19 protein-coding genes are annotated in these 24178 nt (G+C 44.9%); all 19 read right to left on the reverse strand.

From position 1 onward, the window contains the following. Positions 1 to 3: 3 nt before the first annotated feature. The gene (gene clpB, locus H0R92_RS02775) at positions 4 to 2631 is read right to left on the reverse strand and encodes an ATP-dependent chaperone ClpB (protein WP_432960933.1); all 2628 of its coding nucleotides are present in this window, start codon (positions 2629 to 2631) and stop codon (positions 4 to 6) included. Positions 2632 to 2682: 51 nt separating this feature from the next. Next, a complete protein-coding gene (locus H0R92_RS02780) occupies positions 2683 to 3468 on the reverse strand; it encodes an ABC transporter ATP-binding protein (protein WP_428771181.1) in 786 nt (261 codons plus the stop codon). After that, positions 3461 to 4456, reverse strand: coding sequence for a FecCD family ABC transporter permease (locus H0R92_RS02785; protein ID WP_428771179.1), 996 nt, complete (start codon positions 4454 to 4456; stop codon positions 3461 to 3463). The genes H0R92_RS02780 and H0R92_RS02785 overlap by 8 nt, the downstream gene beginning before the upstream one ends. A gap of 2 nt (positions 4457 to 4458) precedes the next feature. Continuing rightward, positions 4459 to 5568 (reverse strand): ABC transporter substrate-binding protein, encoded by a 1110-nt coding sequence (locus tag H0R92_RS02790; protein ID WP_432960936.1) that lies wholly within the window; start codon positions 5566 to 5568, stop codon positions 4459 to 4461. Positions 5569 to 5656: 88 nt separating this feature from the next. Continuing rightward, on the reverse strand, positions 5657 to 6757 hold the full coding sequence (locus H0R92_RS02795) for a hypothetical protein (RefSeq protein ID WP_432960938.1): 1101 nt from the start codon (positions 6755 to 6757) through the stop codon (positions 5657 to 5659). A gap of 76 nt (positions 6758 to 6833) precedes the next feature. Then, positions 6834 to 9788 (reverse strand): insulinase family protein, encoded by a 2955-nt coding sequence (locus H0R92_RS02800; protein WP_432960940.1) that lies wholly within the window; start codon positions 9786 to 9788, stop codon positions 6834 to 6836. Further along, a complete protein-coding gene (locus H0R92_RS02805) occupies positions 9775 to 11073 on the reverse strand; it encodes a flagellar motor switch protein FliG (RefSeq protein ID WP_432960942.1) in 1299 nt (432 codons plus the stop codon). Before H0R92_RS02805 ends, H0R92_RS02800 begins: the two co-directional genes overlap by 14 nt. Before the next feature lie 66 nt (positions 11074 to 11139). Next, entirely contained in the window at positions 11140 to 11538 is a 399-nt protein-coding gene (gene rbsD / locus H0R92_RS02810; protein ID WP_432960944.1) for a D-ribose pyranase, read from the reverse strand. Positions 11539 to 11541: 3 nt separating this feature from the next. Next, positions 11542 to 12507 carry an ABC transporter permease gene (locus H0R92_RS02815; protein WP_432960946.1) on the reverse strand — a complete coding sequence of 322 codons (966 nt, stop codon included), beginning with the start codon at positions 12505 to 12507 and terminating at the stop codon, positions 11542 to 11544. 10 nt (positions 12508 to 12517) lie between these two features. Next, the gene (locus H0R92_RS02820) at positions 12518 to 14008 is read right to left on the reverse strand and encodes a sugar ABC transporter ATP-binding protein (RefSeq protein ID WP_432960948.1); all 1491 of its coding nucleotides are present in this window, start codon (positions 14006 to 14008) and stop codon (positions 12518 to 12520) included. A gap of 107 nt (positions 14009 to 14115) precedes the next feature. Beyond that, on the reverse strand, positions 14116 to 15060 hold the full coding sequence (locus H0R92_RS02825; RefSeq protein ID WP_432960950.1) for a sugar ABC transporter substrate-binding protein: 945 nt from the start codon (positions 15058 to 15060) through the stop codon (positions 14116 to 14118). A 57-nt stretch (positions 15061 to 15117) separates the two neighbouring features. Beyond that, complete coding sequence (locus H0R92_RS02830) at positions 15118 to 16086, reverse strand: alpha/beta hydrolase (RefSeq protein WP_432960952.1); 969 nt, start codon at positions 16084 to 16086, stop codon at positions 15118 to 15120. Between the two features lie 2 nt (positions 16087 to 16088). Next, positions 16089 to 17099 carry a LacI family DNA-binding transcriptional regulator gene (locus H0R92_RS02835; RefSeq protein ID WP_315328373.1) on the reverse strand — a complete coding sequence of 337 codons (1011 nt, stop codon included), beginning with the start codon at positions 17097 to 17099 and terminating at the stop codon, positions 16089 to 16091. Positions 17100 to 17317: 218 nt separating this feature from the next. After that, positions 17318 to 18322, reverse strand: a complete 1005-nt coding sequence (gene gap / locus H0R92_RS02840) for a type I glyceraldehyde-3-phosphate dehydrogenase (RefSeq protein WP_432960954.1) — start codon at positions 18320 to 18322, stop codon at positions 17318 to 17320. A 117-nt stretch (positions 18323 to 18439) separates the two neighbouring features. Further along, entirely contained in the window at positions 18440 to 19063 is a 624-nt protein-coding gene (locus H0R92_RS02845; protein ID WP_432960956.1) for an L-2-amino-thiazoline-4-carboxylic acid hydrolase, read from the reverse strand. Positions 19064 to 19091: 28 nt separating this feature from the next. Next, positions 19092 to 20081, reverse strand: coding sequence for a serine hydrolase domain-containing protein (locus tag H0R92_RS02850; RefSeq protein ID WP_432960958.1), 990 nt, complete (start codon positions 20079 to 20081; stop codon positions 19092 to 19094). Between the two features lie 60 nt (positions 20082 to 20141). Beyond that, positions 20142 to 21413, reverse strand: coding sequence for a serine dehydratase subunit alpha family protein (locus tag H0R92_RS02855; protein ID WP_432960960.1), 1272 nt, complete (start codon positions 21411 to 21413; stop codon positions 20142 to 20144). A 16-nt stretch (positions 21414 to 21429) separates the two neighbouring features. Beyond that, positions 21430 to 22785, reverse strand: coding sequence for a CapA family protein (locus tag H0R92_RS02860; RefSeq protein ID WP_432960962.1), 1356 nt, complete (start codon positions 22783 to 22785; stop codon positions 21430 to 21432). Beyond that, positions 22778 to 24172, reverse strand: coding sequence for an amidohydrolase (locus H0R92_RS02865; RefSeq protein WP_432960964.1), 1395 nt, complete (start codon positions 24170 to 24172; stop codon positions 22778 to 22780). Before H0R92_RS02865 ends, H0R92_RS02860 begins: the two co-directional genes overlap by 8 nt. Positions 24173 to 24178 lie beyond the last annotated feature (6 nt).

The following is a 24178-nucleotide window of genomic DNA, read 5'->3' on the forward strand; positions in this document are numbered from 1 at the left end:
CTTTTAGACAAAGTCCAAGCCGCCGTCGGCACTTTTTACGACGCGCACGGTGCTTCCTTCAGGATAATCGCCTGCAAGGATTTTTTTTGCAAGCGGGTTTTCCAAATAGGTTTGAATGGCGCGTTTTACCGGGCGCGCACCGAACAGGGGATCGTAGCCCGTATCGGCAAGCCAGCCGACCGCTTCGTCGGAAACGTCCAGCGTTTGGCGGCGCTCGGCAAAACGTTTTGCAAGGCGTTCCAATTGGTTGCGCACAATGGATTCCATACAGCTTCGGTCAAGGCGGCTGAACGTAATTATTTCGTCTATGCGGTTTAAAAACTCGGGACGGAAGCGCGCTTTTAAAAGCGCATCTATATCCGAAGCGGCCGCATTCAGTTTTTCGTTTGTGTCGGCTTGTAAAATCAAATCGCTTCCGATATTGCTTGTCATAATGATAATCGTGTTTTTAAAGTCTACCACCCTACCCTGACTGTCGGTTAAGCGGCCGTCGTCGAGCACTTGCAAAAGCACGTTGAATACGTCCGTGTGCGCCTTTTCGATTTCGTCAAAAAGAACGACGCTGTAAGGCCGGCGGCGCACGGCTTCGGTTAACTGGCCGCCTTCGTCGTAACCGACATAGCCCGGCGGCGCTCCGATAAGGCGGCTTACGCTGAACTTTTCCATATATTCGCTCATGTCGATGCGCGTAAGGGCTTTTTCGTCGTTGAATAAAAAGTCGGCAAGGGTTTTAGCCAATTCGGTTTTGCCGACGCCCGTCGGGCCTATAAACAAAAAGCTTCCCAGCGGGCGGTTTTCGTCGCTTAAGCCTGCGCGGTTCCGCCTTATGGCGTCGGCTACGGCTGAAACGGCTTTTTCCTGACCGATAACGCGCTTATGCAGTACTTTTTCCAACTCGAGGTATTTTTGCTTTTCGCCTGCAAGCATTTTGCTCACGGGTATTCCCGTCCACGTTGACACAATGCGCGCAATATCTTCTTCGGACACTTCCTGGCGCAAAAGGCGTTCGGGACTTGCCGCTTGAACGGCCGATCCCTGTGCAGCCGCACCGCTTGTGCCGTCCGCTTGAGCATTTTCTTCTTCAAGGGCTTTTTGCAGTTTCCGCTCTATTTCGGGAATACGGCCGTATTTTAATTCGGCGGCTTTTTCCAAATTGCCCTCACGGGTATAGCGCACTTCGTCGGTATGAAGCTGTTCGAGTTCTTCTTTGAGTTTGCGTGCCGTATCTATGCGGCCTTTTTCGTTTTGCCACTGCATTTTCATCGCGTCGCGGCGCGCGGTGTGTTCGGCCAATTCTTTATTCAGCTTTTCAAGGCGCTCAAGAGAAGCGGCATCCTTTTCTTTGCTTAAAGCCTGTTTTTCTATCGTAAGCTGAAGGATTTTCCGCTCTTCCTGATCAAGCTCGGTGGGCTGGCTTTCGATTTCCATTTTAAGTTTACTGGCCGCCTCATCCACCAAGTCTATGGCCTTATCCGGTAAAAAGCGGTTGGTAATATAGCGGTTCGACAAAACGGCGGCGGCAACAAGGGCATCGTCGCGGATACGCACGCCGTGGTGTACTTCGTACTTTTCCTGTAAGCCGCGCAAAATCGCAATCGTGTCTTCTACGGAAGGCTCGGCGCAGTACACTTGCTGAAAACGGCGCTCCAATGCGGCGTCTTTTTCTATGTATTTGCGGTATTCGTCGAGGGTGGTCGCTCCGACTGCGCGGAGCTCTCCGCGCGCCAAAGCGGGCTTTAATAAATTGGAAGCATCCATAGCCCCCTCCGTCGCTCCCGCTCCGACAAGGGTGTGAAGCTCGTCTATAAAGAGAATGATTGAGCCCTCGCTTTTTTGCACTTCGTTTATAACGGCTTTTAAGCGCTCTTCAAACTCGCCGCGGAATTTTGCTCCCGCAACAAGGGCGCCCAAATCGAGGGCAAGAAGCCGCTTGTTTTTTAAACTGTCGGGTACGTCGGATGCGACAATGCGGCGGGCAAGGCCTTCGACAATGGCGGTTTTCCCGACGCCCGGCTCTCCTATAAGCACGGGGTTGTTTTTTGTGCGCCTGCTCAAAACCTGCATAACGCGCCTGATTTCTTCGTCGCGCCCGATAACCGGATCTATTTTTTCCCGGCGCGCAAGGGCGGTAAGGTCGCGGCAGTATTTATCCAAGGCTTGCATTGTCGCTTCCGGATCCTGATTCGTTACACGCTGATTGCCGCGCACCGCTTTTAAAGCGTCCAAAACGGCATTGCGCGTAATGCCGCGCTTTTTTAAAAGGTCGGCAACGCTTCCGCTTGAAGCAAGCATTGCCAAAAAAATATGTTCAACCGATAAATATTCGTCTTTTAAAGCGGAAGCTTCGCGTTCGGCCTTTGCAAGGATTTTTGCGGCCTCCGAAGAAAGCGCCATTTGAGCGTTGCCGTGTATAACCGGACAGCGCGTTAAAAGTTCTTCAACATCATGCAAAAGAGAAGCCGGTGCAATGCCGATACGTTCGATAAGGGGCGGAACAATGCCGCCTTCCTGCGTAAGAAAGGCGTACAGTAAGTGTTCCGCACCGATTTCGCTGTGGTCTTTTTGCTGCGCAAGAGTACCCGCGCTTTGCAGGGCATCCTGAACCTTAACGGTCATTTTATCGTAATTCATACTATGAATGTACGATTTTTAAAAGCAAACGTCAAATAAAAAGTGCTGTAATCATATCGCGGCAAGCGGAACTATTCCGCGGACGCTTCCGTTTGCAAACGGAACATCCAATATCGAACAGTCAATATGAAAAAAGTCGCGGATATTTTTTTCGGTTATAATAGCGGCGGAATCTCCGAAAAGATATTTTTTTAGCCCCATAAACAAGGCTTTGTCGGAGATTTTAAGCGCGTTTGCCGGAAAATGCGTATTGAATAAAACGGCTTTTTTATCTTCATGAGCAAGTTTTTCGACCGTATCCAATACCCGCATTTGATTTCGCATATCGAGATTCGATTCGGGTTCATCCATAATCAATATATCCGGATTTTTCACCAGAGCGCGCGCAATCAGCACCATTTGGAGTTGTCCTCCGCTCAATTGATTGCAGGATTTATCCCGTAAAGCGGCAATTCCCAAGCGATCCAACGCTTCATCGGCACAGGCATAATCGGCTTTCGAAGGTGTTCTTCCGAAGCCGACAAAGGCATTGCGTCCCATAACAACCATTTCCCGTACTTTGTAGCCGAAAACATTTTTTTTTGCCTGCGGTACATAACCGACCTTAGTCCAAAATAGGGAATCGGAAAAACCGCTTGTTTTTTCGTCTTCACCGATAAAAACCTTCCCCTTTTGAAAACCGAGAAAGCCCATAATGCATTTTATGAGGGTTGTTTTTCCAATACCGTTTGAACCCATCACCGCAAGTATTTGTCCGCGCTCGATGCTGAAAGATAAGTTTTCAAACAGGGGCGATTTATCGGAATACGCAAACGAAACATTTTCGATTTTAATCATACCATCCGCCTCCGCTTTTATTTAAAAGGGTTGCAAAAATGGGAGCGCCGACCAAAGCCGTCAAAATGGACAGGGGTATTTCCGTAGCCGTAACGCTTCTGGCAAGCGTATCTATGACAATTAAAAATACCGCTCCGAGCAAAATACTCGTTAAACAATTGTATTTATGATCGGTTCCGATTATCATACGCGAAAGGTGGGGAACCGCCAAACCGACAAAACCGATTACACCGCAATGCGAAACGGTTAAGGCGGCAATAACGGCAGTAGCCGCAATAATTAAAGCTCTGGTCAAATTAAGGTTTACGCCCAGCGATAAAGCTTCTTCACGGCTTAAAGAAAGTACATTCAACCGCCAGCGTAAAAGCCATAAAAGAAAAACGGCGGCTCCTAAAAAGGGTACGGCCTTAATAATATCGTCATACGATACTCCCGCTAAACTTCCCATAAGCCAATACGTAATGGCAGGCAGCTTCGATTCCGGATCGGCAACGAATTTAACCAATGAAGTTAAAGCTTCAAAGGCGGCGCCTACAATAATGCCGGCAAGAACTAAAGTTAAGGTGCTGCGCTGTCCTTTGCGTTTACTGAGCCGATAGGTAAGAGCCATACCGAAAAGGCCGAACAACAAAGAGCTGGTTTCCACCAAAACAAAATTTGAAAACAACAAGATTCCGAAAGCCGCCCCGAAGCCGGCACTGTAGGAAACGCCCAACACATGGGCGCTTACCAGGGGATTGCCGAACATCGCCTGCAAACTTAAGCCGGCGGCGGACAATCCCGCTCCTACAACGGCAGCCATGATAATACGCGGCATGCGTACCGTCCATATAACCGTATCCAAAGCGGGATTGTTTCCGTAATTAAAGGCCGAACGCAGCACATCCAGCGGATTCATTGTGTATCTTCCGATACACAATGCCGCCGAACTTACGAGAATCAACAGGATGAATAAAAAAAAGTTTAACCTATGTTTCTCATTAATCATTATCAGTGCTTGCCTCCGAACCCTGCACCCTTGGCGGCTTCGGGGTTGGCCGATAAAATACCGTTTACCTGTTCATCGGTTAATTCATATTGATAGAATTTTTTATAGTAGTCTTTAATTTCTTTTTTCATATCGTATTTAAATACATCGCCTTGCATAAGGTTTGCCATCCACATTGACATAAGCGGGGCATCTCCGGAAGGCGGAAACCAGCGGTATACACCGAGGGGTTCTTTATATACTTTTTTATTTTTAACGGCCTTTACGTTACTCCAATTTTGCCCGCGTATTTTATTTTCATATAAATCTTCAGGCATGGTCGCCGTAAAGGTGGTTAAAATAATGATATCCGGATTCCACTTATAGATTTGTTCCATATTGACAATCGAATGTCCCTGTATTTCGCGCGCAGCGTTGATTCCGCCCGTATTTTCAATCCAATTACCGCCGTAAAAACCGTTGCCGCTTACCGAAATGGAATCGGAGCTGTGGTTGAATACATACAAAACCTTCGGTTTTTTGTCGGCCGGTATTTTTTCAACTTTTGTTAAAATATCCTTTTGTATTTGCTTGCCGAACGCCAAAACGGCATCGACTTTTTTACTTTTTCCGAACATATCTCCCATGAGGGTCAGCCAGCTTTCCATAGTTACGATTACATCGCCGCCGCCTTGCGTTTTAACGCCTACAGCCGGAATACCCGCCGATTTAAATAATTCATACTGGTTCATATATTCGGCCCAATACATAACCGCATCGGGGCGCAGTTTCATCAGCTCTTCGATGTTTATATCGGTTCCGTTTATGAAATTAGACGGCACTTTCAAAAGCTGGGGAAACATAACGGACATAACCGAATTTTTTATGGCGCTGGTTGACCCCGGATGCATACCGACCAGTTTTTCTATGGGCTCACCCGTTAAAGCATAGATACTCGGTAGCGGAAGGGCGGTAAGAACGATTCTTTCCGGTTTTTTGGGAATCGTAACTTCCATATTGTTTTGGTCTATCACCTTTATAGGGGCGGAAGCGTCCTTAGCTTTTTTTTGACTATAGCCGGCTGCGGTGAAAAGCAGAATACACAGCGCGGCAGCACAAACCGTTTTTTTCATACAATAACAACTCCTTGAAATTTTGTTAGTTATAACTAATAAAAGAGAAATTATCATATTTTTTTAAGATAGTCAATAAATACGGTTTTTATATAAAATCCATCATATCGTATTCGCCGTATTCGCAAAAGGAATTTTCAATATATGCGGATTCTATAAGCTCAAGCTTTTTACCGTTTTTTTGAAAAAACTTCAGTTCTCCCGTCCCGTTGCCGCAGCTCCATAAGCGGTTGTGATATTTGGATCCTTCGGGAGATTCGTAATTCATAAACACCGTATCGGTTTTGCGGCAAAAAATATCTATATCCAATAAATATTTTGCCGTTTCGGCGCATATAAGCCAATGCAAATCTTCGGCCCCTTCACGGAAATTGAATGTTACCCTGCTTTTTTTAGCAAAACCGGTTACATTAAAGTCATAGCGTATGCCTTCATAATAAAAGACGGCTGCATACAGGGGTAAATTACGCGGTCCTTTTTTCTTTGAACAGCCGCAGCCCACGGCAAAGCAGGTATCTTTTAAAGGCCGGCTGCTTATATCGCTGACTGCATTTGAAGCGGACAAGTACATAAGAGGACTGGTAAAATCTTTTCCCCAAAACTTATCGGCATAACCGAATGATTTTTCAGGCCTTACGATAAATTCCTCATCATTATATACAACCCGCCCTTTGTAAGCGGTTTTTATTCCCTGCGCGTGCCAATTTATATCCTTAAAATCGGAGGCCAGTTCTTTTTGCATCGTCAAATCCCAAGACATGGAACCGGCATCGCTCATGTACTCGGGATGCAGCAAAACGTTTTGCTCGCTCATAAAAACCGAACCTTGCAGCTGTTCTTCGCTTATAACCAAAGAGTTGAGCCGTAAATTCAAAGTTTTGCGGTCAACTTGCAAATCGCAAACGGGATAAAACTCATGTATTTGTTTTGCCTGTTCGCCCCATGTACCGGCTTTTATCATAATATATGACGGAAAATACTTTTTAATTTTTTGTTCATACAATTGTCCGAATACGGGTTCTTGCGGGGAACGGGAAGGATTTATTATAAAAAATTCGATAAAAAAACTTTTTTGCAAACCTGTCTTAATATTAAAACCGGTAAAAACGTGGCGCCAACATATAAAACCGTGTTTTTTATGTAAAGCACCGAACATTTTGCGATTTTTACGTAAACTGTTTTTATTCATATGCAATTCCGCTGTTTACAAGATATAAAATCATAAAACCTATATAAAATTTACGCTATCCGATATTACGGTTTTATTATAACGGCAAAGGAATAATTATTCCAGTAGAACCCTTATATTCTCCGCAAATAAGCGATTTTTTTATTTTATGCATTCGCTCGGCAAAAAAAGCGGCGGCCGCTCGGATATCCGAAGCTTGGGCACTTAAAAGTATATCGAGTTTTTTTTCGCGATCTTCGTCCCGTATACCGTAAAGAGTCCTCATAAAGCCGGTAAAACCGCGGGATGAAGGAGAACGGGGCTGCACTTCTTTACTGTAAGCGCCGGTAATAGTGCGTTCAAGAACGCTTTGATTTAAGTCCGCCGCAAAAGATTTTTGTAGACATTGTATAAAAACATCCAACGAGCGCAAGGGATCGGGATCTCTGTATGTAAGAAACGAAAATACGCCTTCCATCGCATCGGTATACGCAAAAGCGCCGTATGCGCCGCCGACGGTGCGTATTTTTTCCCATAATACATTATTGGTAAACCAATGCGCAAAAAGCGTTTCATATACGGACTTTTTTGTTCCGAAAACCGAGGACGGCAAGCAAGCCGCAGCAAAACCCGTTTCCGACGGGGCCGTATACACACAGAGTTTTTCAATATCTTCATTATAGGTATCTATGCGGGTTAAGGGGAAAAAAACGTTATCGGAAACGGCGGAAAAACGCGGCGGCGTATAATTTTTTAACCGTGCCGATAACGCATTTTGTGCAGGCGTCAAACCTTCCGAATCGGCGGTAATATTTACGCAAATTCCCGCCTTGCTCAGTTGTGTATGTATATGCTGCAGACGTTCCGAAATTTCATCGGTATGCATGGCGGCAATATGTTGTGCCGTATACAGTTGACTTAACCCGCTCCAAATTTCTTCTACAGCTTTCGGACGGCTGAAATACCGTGTGCAGCGGGAAAGCGCGTATCCGTGCCCGGCCGGTACGACAGACGACATAAAGTCGTTGCGGTATTCGAGTGCAAGGTCGCGGATTCTTTTTGTATCAAAAAAATCGGGCGTTTCAAAACAGTCAAAAAGTAAATTCACACCTTCGGCCGTATATTCGGCAAGGGTTTTAAGGCGTAAAAAAAGCCAATCGCGTCCGATAAAAGGTTGCGCCGAAACAATTTCCCGTTTTTTTGCCCATTCCGTCATTGACGAAGTAAAAACGGAAGCACCGAAGCCGCCGGTAATATGAGCAATTTTTGTTGCGCTTTGAATCCAATTCATACCCTTAAAGCCGACATTCGTAAGCACTTGGGCATAAAAGGGTAAAAAGGGATATAAAGACGGATCCAAAATATCGACGGGAACGGCGGCAACAATATACACAATACCGTTTACCGCTTCGTTATGTATAAAAACGGGAATACCGGCAATATCCTTTTGTTCGGTACGGATACAGTCGATTGTTTTTTCAAGTTCGTGCGGCCTCAAATGCGGAATTAAAGAACGCAATGTTTCATCGTCCGTATGCTGAAAAGTACGCAATGCGTTTTGACTTTTTCGAATATTGTCGATACTTTGTCCGCATGACGCGCTTTGCATTCTATATGCGTTTTCGCGCTCTTTATCATAGGCTTTATCCGGTACGACGGTTAATAAAAGCCGATGAGGATTATCGATAAGCAATTTTTTTATAAGCGCTTTCAAGTAGGCTGCACCGTCTTCGGACATTATACGGTTTTTTATTTTTTCAAAAGCTTCGCGCGTTTTAAGCGAGGAAAACGGATCCGTTCCGTTCAGCCAGCCGCGGAACGCACGCCGCATAAGCACAAGCGACCAGGGGCCTGAAGAACGCTGTACTTCGCGCTGAGAAAAATCAACGGACATAAGGGCGGCTTTAATATCATCTTCATGTATACCGTTTTGAACAATATCCGATAAAACCTGCATAATGCAGCGTTCGATTTTTAAAGCGTTTTCCGGTTTGACGCCGCGCATACCGCAAGAAAACATCAAGCGGGCAAGCTCGCATTCCAAACCGGTATTCGGAGCGGTATCTTCGCCCAAACCGGAGTCAAGCAAAGCCTTTGTAAGCGGAGAGGCGTCATGCCCCGTTAAAAGCTCGGACACCACAACGGCTTCCATCAATTCCCGGCTGTCCGAAGAGGGGCCGAACACCCAATTGAGTAAAACGGTTGCTCCTTTTTCTCCTCCGGCGGCGGGACCGAAAACCTTTAATTGTTTTGGAGAATCGAAGGTACAGGTATATAAACCGGTTTCAAGACTTTTTTCGGTATCGGTTGCAGAAATCATTTCTCGGCAGCCGGACAAAAACCGCTCTTCTATAAAATCAAGCTGGGTTTCGGTGGGAATATTCCCGTACAAAAACAAACGGCATTTGGACGGACTGTAATGCGCCGCATGAAAAGCGCGCAGTTTTTCCACGGTTAAAGAAGGAATACACACCGGATCTCCGCCCGAATCGAAGGCATAGGCCGTGTCGGGAAAACAAAAGCGAACGGCATAATCGGAAACAATTCCGTCGAAGCTCGAATAAGCGCCCTTCATTTCATTGTATACGACTCCCTGTATCGAAACGCCGCCCTTATCGTCAACCTCGAAACGGTGGGCTTCCTGTGCAAATATTTCATTTAAAAGCAGGGGGTTAAAAACCGCATCGCCGTATACGGCCATCAAATTAAAATAGTCGGCTTTAACCATGGAAGATGCCGGATACAGGGTTTTATCCGGATAGGTCATCGCATTTAAAAAGGTTTTTACGCTTTGACTGTTTAACTGCATAAAGGGGTCTTTTAAAGGATAGCGTTTTGAACCGCATAATACCGAATGTTCCAGCACATGGGCGGCACCGTCCGAGCTTGCATTTAAAGTTTTAAAACCGAAGGCAAAGAGGTTTTCTTCGTCATCGTTTAAAAGATGGAATACTTCCATACCCGTTTTTTTATGCCGCAGCCAAAGCGCCTGCGATTTGTATTCGTCAAAGCGGCCGCTTTGCAGCACATCCCAATTATCATACGTAGACATCGTCGTCCCTGCCCTTTATAACCAATCTTCCTTCTTCCCACGCACGCCTCAAAGCGCTGAAAAAAGTATGCGTAACCTCGTCGCTGTCTTTTTTGCGCACGGGAATTTTAAGCTGTTCTTCTTCCAAAACCGTATCTCCCCTGCCCTTCGACATGTTTTGTAAAATCTTAGTGCGGAATTTTTCTTCTTTGCCCGCAATTAAAACGGCAATATGCTCGTCGCTCATGGAGCGCAGCAATTCCTGTATAAAACGGTCGTCGGCATTGACAATATCGTCAATCGTAAATAAGCGATTGCGTAAATCTTCGCTCAATTCGGGGTCGCTTTCGCCGAGTATGGATAAAACGGATTTTTCCGAAGCCGGATCCATCTTTTTTAAAATAGCGGCCAAGGTAGACCGTCCGTCTATAGCGGAACCCGTCTCGCCGCTGATGTTTTGCAGTTTTTCGCGCATAGCGCGGTCAACCCGCCGCACTACATCGGTAGACACGGCAGGAAGCTTTGCCATACGGCTGATAATTTCTTTTTGCCGTTCTTTATCGCAGTCTTTTATAAAGGCCGCGGCAAGAGCGGATTTTAAGCGCGAAAGCACGAGGGTTTGCACCGGAGCGGCCTCATCCTTTAAAAGCAGAGTAAGGCGTTCGGCGCTTATTTCCTGCAAATAGTCGAAGGGCGTACCGTCGGGAAAGGGCACCGCTTTGGAAAGCATTGCCTGCGCCCGTTGTTCGCCGAAAGCTTTTTCCAAAATGCTGCGCGCCGTTTGAACACCGCCTGCTTGACGGCTGCGTTCAAGCAAAGAACGGAATTCGGCAAAAATAACGGAAGCTTCATCCGTATCCACGCTGCGTATTGAAGCGATTTCGGGAATGATTTTTTCGGTTTGCTCCGGCGTTAAATGCGGCAGTACCTTTGCCGCTTCGTTTACTCCGATAAGCAGCAAAAATTTGGCAACCCTGCGGTATACCGAATCCGCTTCAAGCGGCGCAGCGGCCGTTCCTTTTTCCTGTGATGAAGATTTGCTTTCGGAATGCTGTGAAGTTTTTACCAGCTTTAAAAGCCCGTCGCGTTCCATAAGTTCATCTATATGCGTACGCATTTTTTTTACGGTCGTATCGCCCTTTCGGGGATTTGTTTCTGCAGAGGCAGAAGACGCCTGTAGATTTTGCAAGTCTTGCAGGCTCTGCCGCTTTTGCACCTTCGGCGCAACGGAACCTGCCGCCTGCCGCCCGTTTTTTTCACCCGCCGTTTGCTTATACGCCTGTATGCGCTTATCGTTAAGATTCATACTGCATAATAGCAGTTTGCGGAATAACAGGCAAGGGTTAAAAGAAAAACTGCATTTTCCCTTTTGTTAAAACGTAACGCCCGAATACAATATTACATTGGCAAAAGAAGTACATTCTCCGGTTCTGACAACTGCAACGCATTTTTCCGTTGCCCTTTTCAGTTCTGCATGCGAAACAAAAACAACTTTTACATCGTCATCAAAACGTTTTAAAATTTCGGAAAGCATAGCGGGAGAAACGGCTTTAATTTCCTCTGCAAGGACGATCTTTTCTACGCATAGTTCAGAAAGCACGGCATCCAAGGTTTGAAGAAAGGTCGGAATATTTTTTGTCAAAGCAACATCAATACGCTCAACATTACCCCGTATCGGCAACCCGCAGTCGGCAATCGCAATACCGTCCGTATGCCCCATTTTAGATATTGCCGATGAAATATTTGAATTAAGCAACATGTTTTTTTTCATATTTCAGGTTCCTTTTGCCAATCGTTTATTTTTAATAAAATCGAGATATACCGCAATGAGGATGACAATTCCTTTTACGATATATTGCCAAAAACTATTCATACCCAGAAGATTTAAACCGTTGTTAATAAAACCGATAATAAAAGATCCGAGCACTGTTCCTGCAATCGCTCCTTGTCCGCCAGCCATAGATGTTCCGCCAAGAACAACTGCAGCAATGGCATCCATCTCCGCTCCCGTAGCCAAACTAGGCTGCAGCGATGAATTACGACTTGTTAGAACAAGACCGGAAAGGGAAGCTAAAATACCTGAAAGTGTATAAATGCCGATTTTTATTTTTGTTATATTTATTCCAGCAAATTGAGCAGCTTTTGTATTCCCGCCGATAGCATAAAGATGCCTTCCGAATTTAGTATAATTTAGAAGAACAACCACAATGCTTACAACGATTATCATGTATATGACAGGATACGGAATCGGTCCCAACGAAGCCCCGCCGAAGGCAAGAAAACTCTTATTTGTAATACGATACGTTCCGGCAGCAGTAATAACGTAAACCATTCCGCGCAAAATTATCTGTGTTGAATACGTTACGATAAATGGCTGCAAATCGGTTTGAGAAACGATTAGGCCGTTTACAAAACCGGCAGCTGCTCCGACAGCAAGCCCGCCCACAATACACAACGCAAAAGGGATTCCCGACAAAGATAAGTACGCAGCCGTCATACCGGAAATCGCCATGACTGCACCGATTGAGAGATCGATCCCTCCGGCAATCAAAATAAGCGTCATACCGCAGGCAACGAATACATTTGTCGTAACTTGGCGCATAACATTGAGTAAATTACCCGTTGTTAAGAATACTTTCTTTTGGTCGGCAATAGTTATGACAACAAACAATATGGCGATAAATACTAATTGCCCCGCATAATGTAAAAACCAGTGTCTTAAAGATTTATTTTGTTTCATGATATACTCCTCAAATATCCACATCAACAGCATATTTCATTATTTCTTCTTGAGTGATTTGATCATGTTCAAGCAGTTTTGAAATTCTTCCGTCCCGCATAACAATCACCCGATCACTCATGTTGATTACTTCCGGAAGGTCCGAAGAAATCATGATTATCGAGATTCCCCGCATTGCCAAAGCGTTCATTAACACATAAATCTCGGCTTTGGCACCGACATCAATTCCTCTTGTAGGCTCGTCCATAATTAAAATAGAGGGATTTGTAACAAGCCAACTTGAAATAACTACTTTTTGCTGATTGCCTCCCGACAGATTCTGTATAAACGCATCGGGAGATGGCGTTTTTATTTTCATCTCTTGAATAAATCTTTCGGTAATATCGTACTCTTTGGTAAAATTAACCTTAACCCCGCGAATAAATTGATTCAGTGCTTTAATTGTTAAATTGAATTTGACGGACATCAGGGGGAAGAGACTCTCCTCGCGCCTGCTTTCGGGAATAAAACCGATTCCGTTTGCATAAGCATCGGCAGGTTTATTAAACCGGCATTCAGTACCGTATATTTTAATTTTTCCAGATTTTATTTTATCAAATCCGAGAATCCCCAGCACGGTTTCGGTCCTCCCTGCACCGACCAGCCCCGCAAAACCGAGAATTTCTCCTTTATGCAATGTAAAGTTAATATTTTCTACTTTCGTTGTGGTGAGATTTTCAACTTCCAGAGCAACTTGCCCTTCGATATGATGAGTTCGTGAATAATAGTTTGTGATTTCCCTGCCGACCATCAATTTTACAAGTTCGTCATTGGACGTTTCCGAAACGCTCAAAGTCCGTATGCTTTGTCCATCACGAAGAACCAATACTCTATCAGCAACCTGCCAAAGTTCTGAAAGCCTATGTGATATATAGATTATACCGATACCGCGAGATTTTAAATCCTTAATACATTTAAAAAGTGCAGCAACTTCTTTGTCCGAAATAGAAGACGTCGGTTCATCCATCACTATGATTTGCGACTTAAAAGAAACGGCTTTTACGATTTCGACCATTTGCTGCTGCGCAATCGGCAGTGTTGAAACTTTAGCATCGGGATTTATCGACAACCCCAGTTCATTTATAAATTGGGCGGCATTGTGGTACAACTTCGGAAAATCTATCAGTCCTGCTTTGCCGACCGGTTCTCTATTTAAGAATATATTTTCCGCTACCGTTAAATGAGGAACAAGACAAAGTTCTTGGTGTATGATACCGATTCCGGCATTACGCGCGTCGAGAACATTTTCAATAGCAGTTTTTTGACCGTTTAAATATATTTCTCCTTCGTTTTTTTTATGAATTCCGCCAAGTATATTGATAAGCGTGGATTTACCGGCACCATTTTCTCCGATTACGGCAAGAACTTCTCCTGCGTGCAATTGCAGATTCACACCTTTAAGGACATATACCCCAGGAAATTTCTTGTGAATATTTTTCATTTCAAGCAGAAAATTATCCATCGCTCCTCCTCGCAGATAAAAAGAAACACAGGGCTGCTTCAAAAACGGATTGCTTTTTCGGCAACCCTTATTCTCTTTAATGTCAACGATTAAACAGTATCAAAAACTCATGACCAATTTTTAAGATCCATTTTTTTGATGTTATCGGGGTCAATCAGCCACATATTAACAAGCGTTTCTCGTTCATAAGATTCACCTCTTATAATTGAGATTACGGCATCGACAGCGGCTTTAGCAAGATCAATCGGAGAATATACACCGGATCCTGTCATTTCACCGGCAGCGATAGCCTGCTTTGCGGCAGGAGATCCGTCAAATCCGAATACCATAATGTTTTTTTTGCCCATCTGGCCGCAAGTGCTTGCACAAGAGAGTGCCGTGTTATCGTTAAGGCACACAAAGGCACTGATATCCGGATTAGCCATCAACATATCTTCGGTATAAGAAGAAATAGCGGAAAGATCAGTACAATCTTTGTTGATAATCGTAACATCGCTTCGCCCTGCATCTTTAAGCGCAGCAGCCAAACCGTCAAACCGAACAGCAATTACGGAAAGCTGCGGATAATTCAATGCACCTATTTTAGCATTTCGAACAAGCTTATTCGAAAGATACTTTCCAATCGCATAGCCGCCGGAATAACAATCTGCAGTAATAAAACATGATATAAATTTTTGATCGTCTTCAACAACTTTGGAATCCGCATCGACGATTTTTACGCCGGCATTATAGGCTGTTTTTAAAGCTTGACCGAGAGCGGTATAATCGGCAGGCAAAACAACCAAAGAATCAATACCAAGCGAAACAAGATCTTCGATTTGTCCTACTTGATTTGAAACATCTTTGTTTGCATCGGTTACCGTCACTTTACAGCCTTTTGCTTTAGCGTATTCAACAAACGTGTTTTTAAACTGAACCGCCCACGTTTCCGTTTGATTGTGCATGGCAAGCCCGATAAAAGGAGCACCGGCTCCGTTTTTTTCCTTTTCCCCGCCTGCAAATGCCACTAAGCAGATACAAGCAGCCATCAACAAAACTAAAAGTTTTTTCATTTTGCCCTCCTTAAAATTTGGTTTATATTCATTCGGTTAATAAAAACCGATGTATAACTATTGCATTAAAAATTTACATATCCGATCCAGTGCGGCAAATGTTTCTTCATATGTGCGCAGAATAAATGCATGGGGCATTCCTTTATAAATATGAAAAGAAACATCAACACCGCTGTCTTGCAAAGCTTTTGCATAATACAAACCGTCATCGCAAAATGCGTCGCACTCCGCTAAAATAAAAAGTGTTTTCGGCAAACCGGATAAATCATCGCCAAAAAGTGGTGATATCATAGGATTGTGCACATCTGTACCGTCTGGAAGATACATCTGTAAAAAAGAAGGAGACGATTTTTCTCCGTCACAAGAACCGACCGGTGCATACACTTCGGCGGAACGCTTTGGAATATCATTCGACAAATCCGTAACGGGATAAATTAAAACTTCTTTACAAAAAGCAACTTCTTTATCTTGCTTTGCCATTTGCGAAAGAACCGCCGCAAAATTTCCTCCGCTGCTATCGCCGCCTACCGCAACCTTGGCAGCGTCGATTCCGATTTTTTCGGCATTTTGTATAAGCCACTTCGCTGTGTCATAACAATCTTCAAGACCTTTCGGAAATTTAAACTCGGGAGCAAGACGATAATCTATGCTAAAACATATACAACCGGAATGTGCTGCTATATATGCGGGAACAAAATTATGTGTTTCGACTGAGCACGTTATAAAACCGCCGCCATGTATAAAAATAAACGCAGGACGCACACCCTTTGTATTTACCGGCCGATATACTTTTACCGGAATTGCAAACCCGTCCCGTGCAGGGATACCGATAAATTCCGTAATAATATGCGTATCAACTGAGAAGGGCTCGGTTATACGGTGATAAAAATCGGCTTCCGCTTTTACAATTTCTTTTCTCTTTTTGGGGTCAAACCCGCTGAAAAAATCCGGTTTTAAATCAACTTTTTCAGCCAATTTACCGAATTCACATTCACAAATAGGTTCGTAGTCTTTAATGTGTTTCATATTTAACACCCTCCTTTTGGGGAGTTAAGCACTGTACTTTCACGGACAATCAGTTGATAATCAAGCTTTTTCATACAAAGCGGTTTGCCGGTAACAATAAAATCAATCAACATTTGCGCTGCAGCGGCACCCATCTCATACGCAGGCTGTTTTACTGTTGTCAATGACGGGCTGAGAAAACGGGAAAAATAAATATCATCAAACCCCGTAATTTTAATATTTTCGGGAACGGAAATCTGTTTGTCTTTTAATGCGCTCATTACACCGACAGCGATCAGATCGTTTCCGCATACAATAGCATCGGGGACATACTGCGCAAAGATTTTTTCAACACCTTCGATACCGGTCTCTACATTGTATTGAGCACGATAAACCGATTTTTCATTTAAATCTAATCCGGCATGAATTAAAGCCGATTTGAAACCGTTATATCGTTCATTATCATATTTCCCTTTTGCGGAAATATACGCAATATTTTTACAACCGCAAGCAATAAGATGCTCAGTAACGTCGAAAAAAGCTTTTTTCGCATCTATAACTATTTCTCCCACTTTTTCGCGGCCGGTTTTGCCTTTGCGGTCTACAACGACTATCGGAAAATTGTATTTTGTGAGTATTTCGGATGATTTTCCGAACATTGAGCGAGTTACGATTACGCCGTCGACCATCTTTGATTGCATTAATTGTAAAGCATCTTCTTCCCGTTGTGTATCATTATCCGTATTGCAAAAAGTAACGGAAAAACGATGTGCCCATGCAATATCTTCTACCCCTCTGGCAATTTCGGGAAAAAACGGGTTACTGATATCAGGAAGAATAAAACCGAGTGTCTTAGTCCTTTTGCTTTTGAGGCCTTTTGCGACGGCATTGGGAACATAGTTGTTTTCTTTTATGAGTCGATTGACTTTATCGCGCGTAGCACGGCTTATATTACGGTCGTTTCCGTTTTTAATTTTGGAAACGGTAGCAATTGAAACTTCAGCCAGCTGAGCGATATCTTTAATGGTAGTCAAAGAAAACACCTCGCTAAGGTAAACGTTTTACTTAGGTAAACGTTTACCTTAATATAAGTGTACAACGACTTTTTTAAGCTGTCAACAAATTTTTATATTTGCTGTATGAGTAGAGTTACAATTGTTTTTTCAGGCTCCACATAGAATTGAAAAAAAAGAGCCCGAAAACTTCGATTTTCGGACTCTTTTTTATGATTTTCGGTTTTTAAGAAACGGTGTTACAAATTATTTGCAACGACGCGGATCATTTCGCAGAGTTTGTTCGAATAACCCCATTCGTTATCGTACCATGAAACAACCTTTACAAAGGTCGGGTCGAGGGCGATACCGGCTTTTGCGTCGAATACGGAAGTGCGTGCTTCACCGCGGAAATCGGTGGAAACAACGGCTTCGTCGGTGTAGCCGAGAATGCCTTTGAGCTCGCCTTCGGAAGCTTTTTTCATAGCGTCGCAGATTTGCTCATAGGTGGCTTCTTTGTTCAATTCGACGGTTAAGTCTACAACCGAAACGTCGGAGGTGGGAACGCGCATCGACATACCGGTCAATTTGCCGTTTAATTCGGGCAATACCTTGCCTACGGCCTTAGCGGCGCCGGTTGATGAGGGGATGATGTTTTCGAGAATACCGCGTCCACCTCTCCAGTCTTTTTTGGAGGGTCCGTCAACGGTTTTTTGGGTAGCGGTAGCGGCGTGAACGGTGGTCATAAGACCGCGCTTAATGCCGAATGCATCGTGCAATACCTTGGCCAAGGGGGCAAGACAGTTTGTGGTGCAGGATGCATTGGAAATAATATCTTCACCCTTGTAGTTTTTGTGGTTTACACCGTATACGAACATGGGGGTAGCGTCTTTGGAGGGAGCCGAAAGAACGACTTTTTTAGCTCCTGCGGTAATGTGTGCGCGGGCAAGTTCATCGGAAAGGAAAAAACCGGTGGATTCGACTACGACATCGGCACCCACTTCGTTCCATTTTAAGTTTGCCGGTTCTTTTTCGGCGGTTAAACGGATTTTGTTACCGTTTACAATCATTGTGTTTCCGTCGACTTTTACATCGCCTTTAAAGCGGCCGTGTACGGAGTCGTATTTAAGCATATACGCAAGATAATCGGGATCGAGAAGGTCGTTGATACCGACAATCTGAATGTCATTTGCAAAATTTTGTACAGCGGCGCGGAACACCATGCGTCCGATGCGGCCGAAACCGTTAATTCCTACTTTAATCATAAGAGCACTCCTATCTCTATAAAATTCTATCTTATAATAGAGAAATTAAAGACAAAAGTCAAGAACAGCGCGAAAACGGAAACGCGCAATACCGTTTGTATCGTATGTTTTCAACTTTTATTCGGCTTTCACTACATGAAAATCGCAACAATCGTCTCCGTTACCCAGTGTTTTAGTACGAAGCAGCTTTCCGCCCGAAAATTCTATGGTCGGATAATCCATAACACACATGTGCGGAACCAAAAAAGAAAGATTTTCCTGCTTACCTATCATGCAAACACCGCACTGCCGGTGCGTAATATAGTATTCCGGTACATCGGGATTGCAGTTGAATTCATATACCCAATCCATAGGATATTCTCTTTTTTGAGAACGGATTGCTCCCTGTCGATACCGCTCCATTTTTTTAGAATCAAAGCAGCTTTTGTTTTTGTACATCTTTTTCATACGCTCACTGTAACACACCGCATAAACCATACCGTCAAATATATCCATAGTAATTTTTTCCGGAGCAGCCTTGTAATAGCCGAACAAATAGCAGGCTAAATACATAACGGGGGCGAGCATATTGTCTTTAGGTGAGCCTATCGAAGGCGTGCGCTCAATCATGGCCTTATATTCCTTCAAATGAGCCTTTTTAAACGCTTTGATATCCAGTTCCGGCACAGCAGAAGATGTATAGGCATATACGGTTTTGCCGAAAAACACCGGGGCCATAAGACCGATGGGAAAATACTTCATAAGAGCCTCCTATAAAAAATTAAAAAGATTATAAGTGCATATCTTCCAGCATTATAAATGCCAATTTTTCCAAAAATACCATACCGTAGTTGAGTCCGATTGCAACGGCACACTTTTTTTTGAGGTCAATGGCCAAAACGCTGCTAAAGGCCCCTGCCAGCCCTTCGTGGTAAGATATTTCGGTGCCGTTTTTAAGGTGCCAGGCGAGTCCCTGACTAAAGTCTTTTTGTCCGTCCGCCAAACGCTTATGACACTGCGCCACATAAGGCAAACTTCCGTCCAAATGCTTTTGTGCATAGGCAAGCAAATCTTCTATGGACGAGTATATGCCGCCGGCCGGCGTTATAATGTCGTTTTTATCCCACAGCCAGGGACGGCAGGGGCGGTCTTTTTTGTCGTAACCGGTCAGCGATATATCTCCGTAGCCGGTATCGGAAAGTCCGAGCTCTTTACGGATGTAAGGCTCTATTACCGTGTAGTAGTCGCTTCCCTCAATCCGTCCTAGAATATAGGCGAGCACGGAAAACCCGAAATTCGAATACCGGTACTTATAGGGTTTATCTTTAAGTTTTGTTTGCGTAAGGATTGGAATAAATTCCTTATCCATAGTGTGTCCGTGGAAGGGATTTTTCCGGAACATACCGTCTTCTTTATGCTGCCTAAGCTGACTTTTAAGCATTTCCGTAAAGGTAAGGGGTTGAATAAAATAGCCCGAATGATGTGTTGCAAGCCTAAGAAGGTTCGGGTAATAGCGTTTCGGCAATCCGGGGATATAATCGCACAGACTTTTGTGTAAATCTATTTTCCCCTCCTCTACCCTTTTGGCTAAAAGAGCGGCGGTAATCGTCTTGCCGATAGAACCCACCGGATAAGTAAGCTTTTCTTCTTTTTCTTTGCCGTCCGGGCCGAAGTGTTTTATCTTTGTCATCCCGTCTTTGAGCACACCCACGGTCAGCTCCACATGTGAGCGCGAGGCATAGAGTCTGTTTACATAATTCCTTGCTCCGGTGTTGAACATTGTTTTCCTCCTTAACATCGGACTTGTTGAAACATAAGCGGCTTTTTATCCAAGTCCGTCTTATTTTTCCAGCATAATATTCAAAATCTCAAGGTCGGTGCTTTTCATCCCTTCACGGCCCATACGTCCGACGCTTTCAATAGTTTTTTCCAAACTCTCTTCCACCAATCCTTCGCCGGGCAAAAACACTCTGTTTTTTATGCTCATTTCCAAACTAAGCAGAGCCATGGAAACAGAAGCTGCTATTTTGGACGCGCATGAGGACTTTGCACCGTCGCAAATAATACCGCCGGTTGTGTTTATGGAATTGGTAATTACGCCGTAAATCACATCGTACTCGTATCCGAGCATATAGGCGATTCCGCAGGCGGCGGCGGTTGCGGCGCTTACCGCTCCGCAATAGGCCGAAAGACTTCCGATAAAACGTTTTTGATGAAGAGAAATCAGGTTTGCAAGTGCCAAAGAGCGCAGCATTTTTTCTTCGGGAATATTATAAAACTTAGCGTATACATAGAGGGGCATGGAAACGGTAATTCCCTGATTTCCGCTGCCTGAATTGATAACCACCGGCAGCGGGCAGCCGTTCATCCGTGCATCCGAGCCGGCGGCTGCATAAGCTGCAGCCATTGCTTTAACGGAGTCGTCGCTCTCCGAGATTGTTTTACCCACGGAGGCGCCCCAGTCGTTTTTAAGCCCTTCTTCGGCAATTTTTTTGTTACACTGAATCTGTGTAAGCAGCGTTTTGTGAACATCTGTAAGTTCAAGCGTGTTTGCAAATTCCAAAATATCTTTCACGTTGAGAAGACTTCTGTCCGGTTCTTCGTATTTTTTTCCGATATGTTTTGAAGCGTCCAGCAGTACGACTCCGTTATGTTCAATGCGCACAATATTCGTATGATAGTTTTGAATCTCTACAAGTGCGCGGTTTTCTCCGGTTTCGCCTTCCAAACGGATATACAAATTGGGTACTCCCGCCGCCAAATGCTTTGTGCAGCGTTTTTCGGCTACATATTGCTTCATACGACGTATATCTTCTTCACTTACTTCGCCGAGCACATCCAAAACACGCTCAGAATTCCCGCCGACGGCCCCCAAATAGGCTGCAGCTTCGATTCCTTTAGCGCCGCCGGAATTGGGTACGGTTACCGCCAACACGTTTTTTACAATATTTCCGCTGCAATACACGTCCATTTTTTCCGGAATTTCTCCCATTGTCTTTCTCAGTACGGCTCCCGCATAAGCAATCGCAATAGGCTCGGTACAGCCGGTTGCCATAGTAAGCTCGTCCTGCAGTAAGCGCACATAGGTTTCATAGACTTTTTTTTCGAGCATTGTCTTTTCTCCGCTTTCAAACCGCTTTTTCCCGCCATGCTTTGCCGAGAATCAAATCGGCGTAATCCGCCATCTGCGAAATATATTCGGTCATTTCCGCTTCGTTTTTTTTTGTTCCATTTTTTTTCGTTCCGTTATGTGCCGATACGAGTTCTTTCAGCTTAACAAGCACCATCTTTTTTTTTGTTAGGTTTTCCACAAGCGCTACCGGAATAAGATGTACGTGCTTAACCGGATGCTTTGCGCCCTTTTCAAAGGCAATCCGTGCCGTTAAACTCATCGCAGATTCAGGACAGGAAAAAAGCGGGGTCAAATTTCCCAAGCTGTAAATAACCGGTACGTCTTTTTCCGGCTCGCCGCAGGGATGTAAAACTTCCGTAAATTGCGCCACATGAGGATGATGCCCTATCACAATATCGGCTCCGGCATCGATAAGATGCTGTGCCCAACGGCGCTGGCAGGGGTGCGGATAAGCTTCAAATTCCAACCCCCAGTGCAAGGCTGCAATTACAACCTCGCAGCCCGCCTTTTTGCAATACGCTATCTGTTCCAAAATCTGCGAAAGGTCTGGCTCCGCTTCGTAATGAAAGGGGGTTATATTTACCAAATAGGGCATCTCTGTAGGAATAGGCCGCTCATTAACACAGAGTGTGTGGGCAACCCAGCCGGTGCGGATTCCGCCTTTTTCCGTAATAACGGCTTCACGGCTTTCCCGTTCCGTTAAATTAATACCGCAAAAGGCAATACCGTCTTTTTGCAAGCGGCTTACGGTCGTTAAAATCCCCTCCGTTCCTTCATCCAAAACGTGATTATTTGCCAGCTGTACCATATCTATGTGCCGGTCTTTGCAGCGGATAAGCGTTTCGTACTGCGACGGAGTAAGATTAACTTTCGGCCCGTTATTATCCGAAAAGCTGACATCGGCTGCTTTCCCCGGAGAAAGAGCGGATTCCAAATTGGCAAAAATAAGGTCCGCCGAAAATAACTCATCGCGGATTCCTTCATAAAGCTCGTCCTTTGAGTTTTCAATACCCTTAGTGCACAAAAGATCGCCTGCAAAACTCATGTATATGGGCCTTTGTGCGGGCAAACCGCCGTTTAAAGAAAACACGTTTCCTTTTTTTTCGTTAAAAATCGCGGAAAGCTCTTCGCATCCGAAAAGCGGCTTGCGGATTGTTTTTGCGGATTTGGTCATCCAGTATGCCCAAAAATACGGGTCTTCCATATCCAAGGCGACTTCTTTGGCATACTCCCAGCTGCCCTCCTCGATATTTTTTTGTGCAATCTCCCGAATCGTTTTTTCCTGCTCCTTAGGAAGCGACATAAGCTCATAGCCGGAGCGCGGCAAAGGAGCCGGGCCGAACTTACACATGGGGGTAATCCTCCGGTATATTTTCGGGAATATCGGGCTGAATATCTTTCGGAATCAAACATTCATACACCCCGCCGGTTGTCTTTATAAGTTCCGCCCTTGCCTCGTCGGCGATGTGCCGGTTTTCCAAAACTTTCAGCGCAGTGTAGGCCATAACCTTGGCAATATGGACCAAAGCATTGTCGCCGATAGCCGATCCTACCTGAGCACATAGCTGGCGGGAATGGTCGGTTGTTCCCTTAACATAGGATGAGGCCATAAGCATAACCGTAGGAACATTAAAAGAAACGTCCCCGACATCCGTGGACGCAGGCAATACAATATCCGACAGCGTATATTCGGGAATCTCGGAAGTAATATTTTCTTCAAGGGGTTCGCCGAAATATCGGCTAAAGCGGTTTGCAATCTCATGCGCTTCTGCAGAATATTCGCAGGCGCCTATTTCTTTCCAACACGAGGCGGCCAAACGGCTCAGCGTTTGACTGGGAATAAACTCGGTCATGCCCGATTCAATTTTATAATCAAGTTCGGTTTCCGTCATGAGAGCCGCCCCCTGCGCAATTTTAACGACTCTGTCAAAAATTTGTTTTGCCTCGACACTTTTGGGACAGCGGATATAGTAAAGCAGTTTAGAAAAACTTTGCACTACGTTGGGAGACGAACCGCCGGTATCCTGAAAAGCGTAATGTATGCGCGTTGTCGGCGGCACATGCTCTCTTAAAAACTGCACGCCTATGTTCATCAGTTCGGCGGCATCGAGGGCGCTGCGTCCTTTTTCCGGACAGGCCGAAGCGTGGGCGGGCAGACCTTTAAAGGTAAAATTGACTTGAATATTGGCAAGCGTCGGAAAATTAACGATTCGGTTAAGTTCATCCGGATGCCAGCAGACGGCGGCGTCCACTCCGTCGAACACACCGGCCCTTGCCATAAACGATTTACCGCAGCCTCTCTCTTCGGCAGGGCAGCCGAAAAAAATAATTGTTCCCGGCACTTTGTGCCGCTCCATATGGTTTTTGAGCGCCGCAACCGCCAAAGCAGTACCGGCTCCCAAGGCATTGTGGCCGCAACCGTGACCGTTCCCTCCCGGAACGACGGGCGAGTCAAATTCGACACCTGCATGCTGGCTCAGATTCGGCAGAGCATCGTATTCTCCCAAAAAACCTATAACCGGTTTTCCGGAACCGTAAACCGCTTTAAAAGCGGTCGGAATCCCTGCCAATCCCGTTTCGATCTTAAAACCGTTTTTTTTCATACAGTCTATAATAAACCGGCAAGAGGAAAACTCGTGATAGGCTAACTCGGGATTGCTCCATATGCGGTGACTCAGCTCTATAAACTCCGCGCCGAGCGCATCGGTTTCGCAGCATAAAGCTTGACACGAATTCATACACAT

The organism is Treponema sp. OMZ 840, assembly GCF_050937815.1.
Taxonomy (GTDB): domain Bacteria; phylum Spirochaetota; class Spirochaetia; order Treponematales; family Treponemataceae; genus Treponema_C.

Excerpts from the sequence above, each read along its gene's own strand:
- H0R92_RS02780 (WP_428771181.1), bottom strand. The coding sequence starts at position 3,468 with ATGATTAAAATCGAAAATGTTTCGTTTGCGTATTCCGATAAATCGCCC.
- H0R92_RS02820 (WP_432960948.1), bottom strand. The coding sequence starts at position 14,008 with ATGGATAATTTTCTGCTTGAAATGAAAAATATTCACAAGAAATTTCCT.
- H0R92_RS02845 (WP_432960956.1), bottom strand. The coding sequence starts at position 19,063 with ATGAAGTATTTTCCCATCGGTCTTATGGCCCCGGTGTTTTTCGGCAAA.
- H0R92_RS02865 (WP_432960964.1), bottom strand. The coding sequence starts at position 24,172 with ATGAATTCGTGTCAAGCTTTATGCTGCGAAACCGATGCGCTCGGCGCG.
- rbsD (WP_432960944.1), bottom strand. The coding sequence starts at position 11,538 with ATGAAAAAAAACATGTTGCTTAATTCAAATATTTCATCGGCAATATCT.
- H0R92_RS02850 (WP_432960958.1), bottom strand. The coding sequence starts at position 20,081 with ATGTTCAACACCGGAGCAAGGAATTATGTAAACAGACTCTATGCCTCG.
- H0R92_RS02855 (WP_432960960.1), bottom strand. The coding sequence starts at position 21,413 with ATGCTCGAAAAAAAAGTCTATGAAACCTATGTGCGCTTACTGCAGGAC.
- H0R92_RS02830 (WP_432960952.1), bottom strand. The coding sequence starts at position 16,086 with ATGAAACACATTAAAGACTACGAACCTATTTGTGAATGTGAATTCGGT.
- gap (WP_432960954.1), bottom strand. The coding sequence starts at position 18,322 with ATGATTAAAGTAGGAATTAACGGTTTCGGCCGCATCGGACGCATGGTG.
- H0R92_RS02825 (WP_432960950.1), bottom strand. The coding sequence starts at position 15,060 with ATGAAAAAACTTTTAGTTTTGTTGATGGCTGCTTGTATCTGCTTAGTG.
- H0R92_RS02800 (WP_432960940.1), bottom strand. The coding sequence starts at position 9,788 with ATGTCTACGTATGATAATTGGGATGTGCTGCAAAGCGGCCGCTTTGAC.
- H0R92_RS02815 (WP_432960946.1), bottom strand. The coding sequence starts at position 12,507 with ATGAAACAAAATAAATCTTTAAGACACTGGTTTTTACATTATGCGGGG.
- H0R92_RS02795 (WP_432960938.1), bottom strand. The coding sequence starts at position 6,757 with ATGAATAAAAACAGTTTACGTAAAAATCGCAAAATGTTCGGTGCTTTA.
- H0R92_RS02790 (WP_432960936.1), bottom strand. The coding sequence starts at position 5,568 with ATGAAAAAAACGGTTTGTGCTGCCGCGCTGTGTATTCTGCTTTTCACC.
- clpB (WP_432960933.1), bottom strand. The coding sequence starts at position 2,631 with ATGAATTACGATAAAATGACCGTTAAGGTTCAGGATGCCCTGCAAAGC.
- H0R92_RS02860 (WP_432960962.1), bottom strand. The coding sequence starts at position 22,785 with ATGTGTAAGTTCGGCCCGGCTCCTTTGCCGCGCTCCGGCTATGAGCTT.
- H0R92_RS02785 (WP_428771179.1), bottom strand. The coding sequence starts at position 4,456 with ATGATTAATGAGAAACATAGGTTAAACTTTTTTTTATTCATCCTGTTG.
- H0R92_RS02805 (WP_432960942.1), bottom strand. The coding sequence starts at position 11,073 with ATGAATCTTAACGATAAGCGCATACAGGCGTATAAGCAAACGGCGGGT.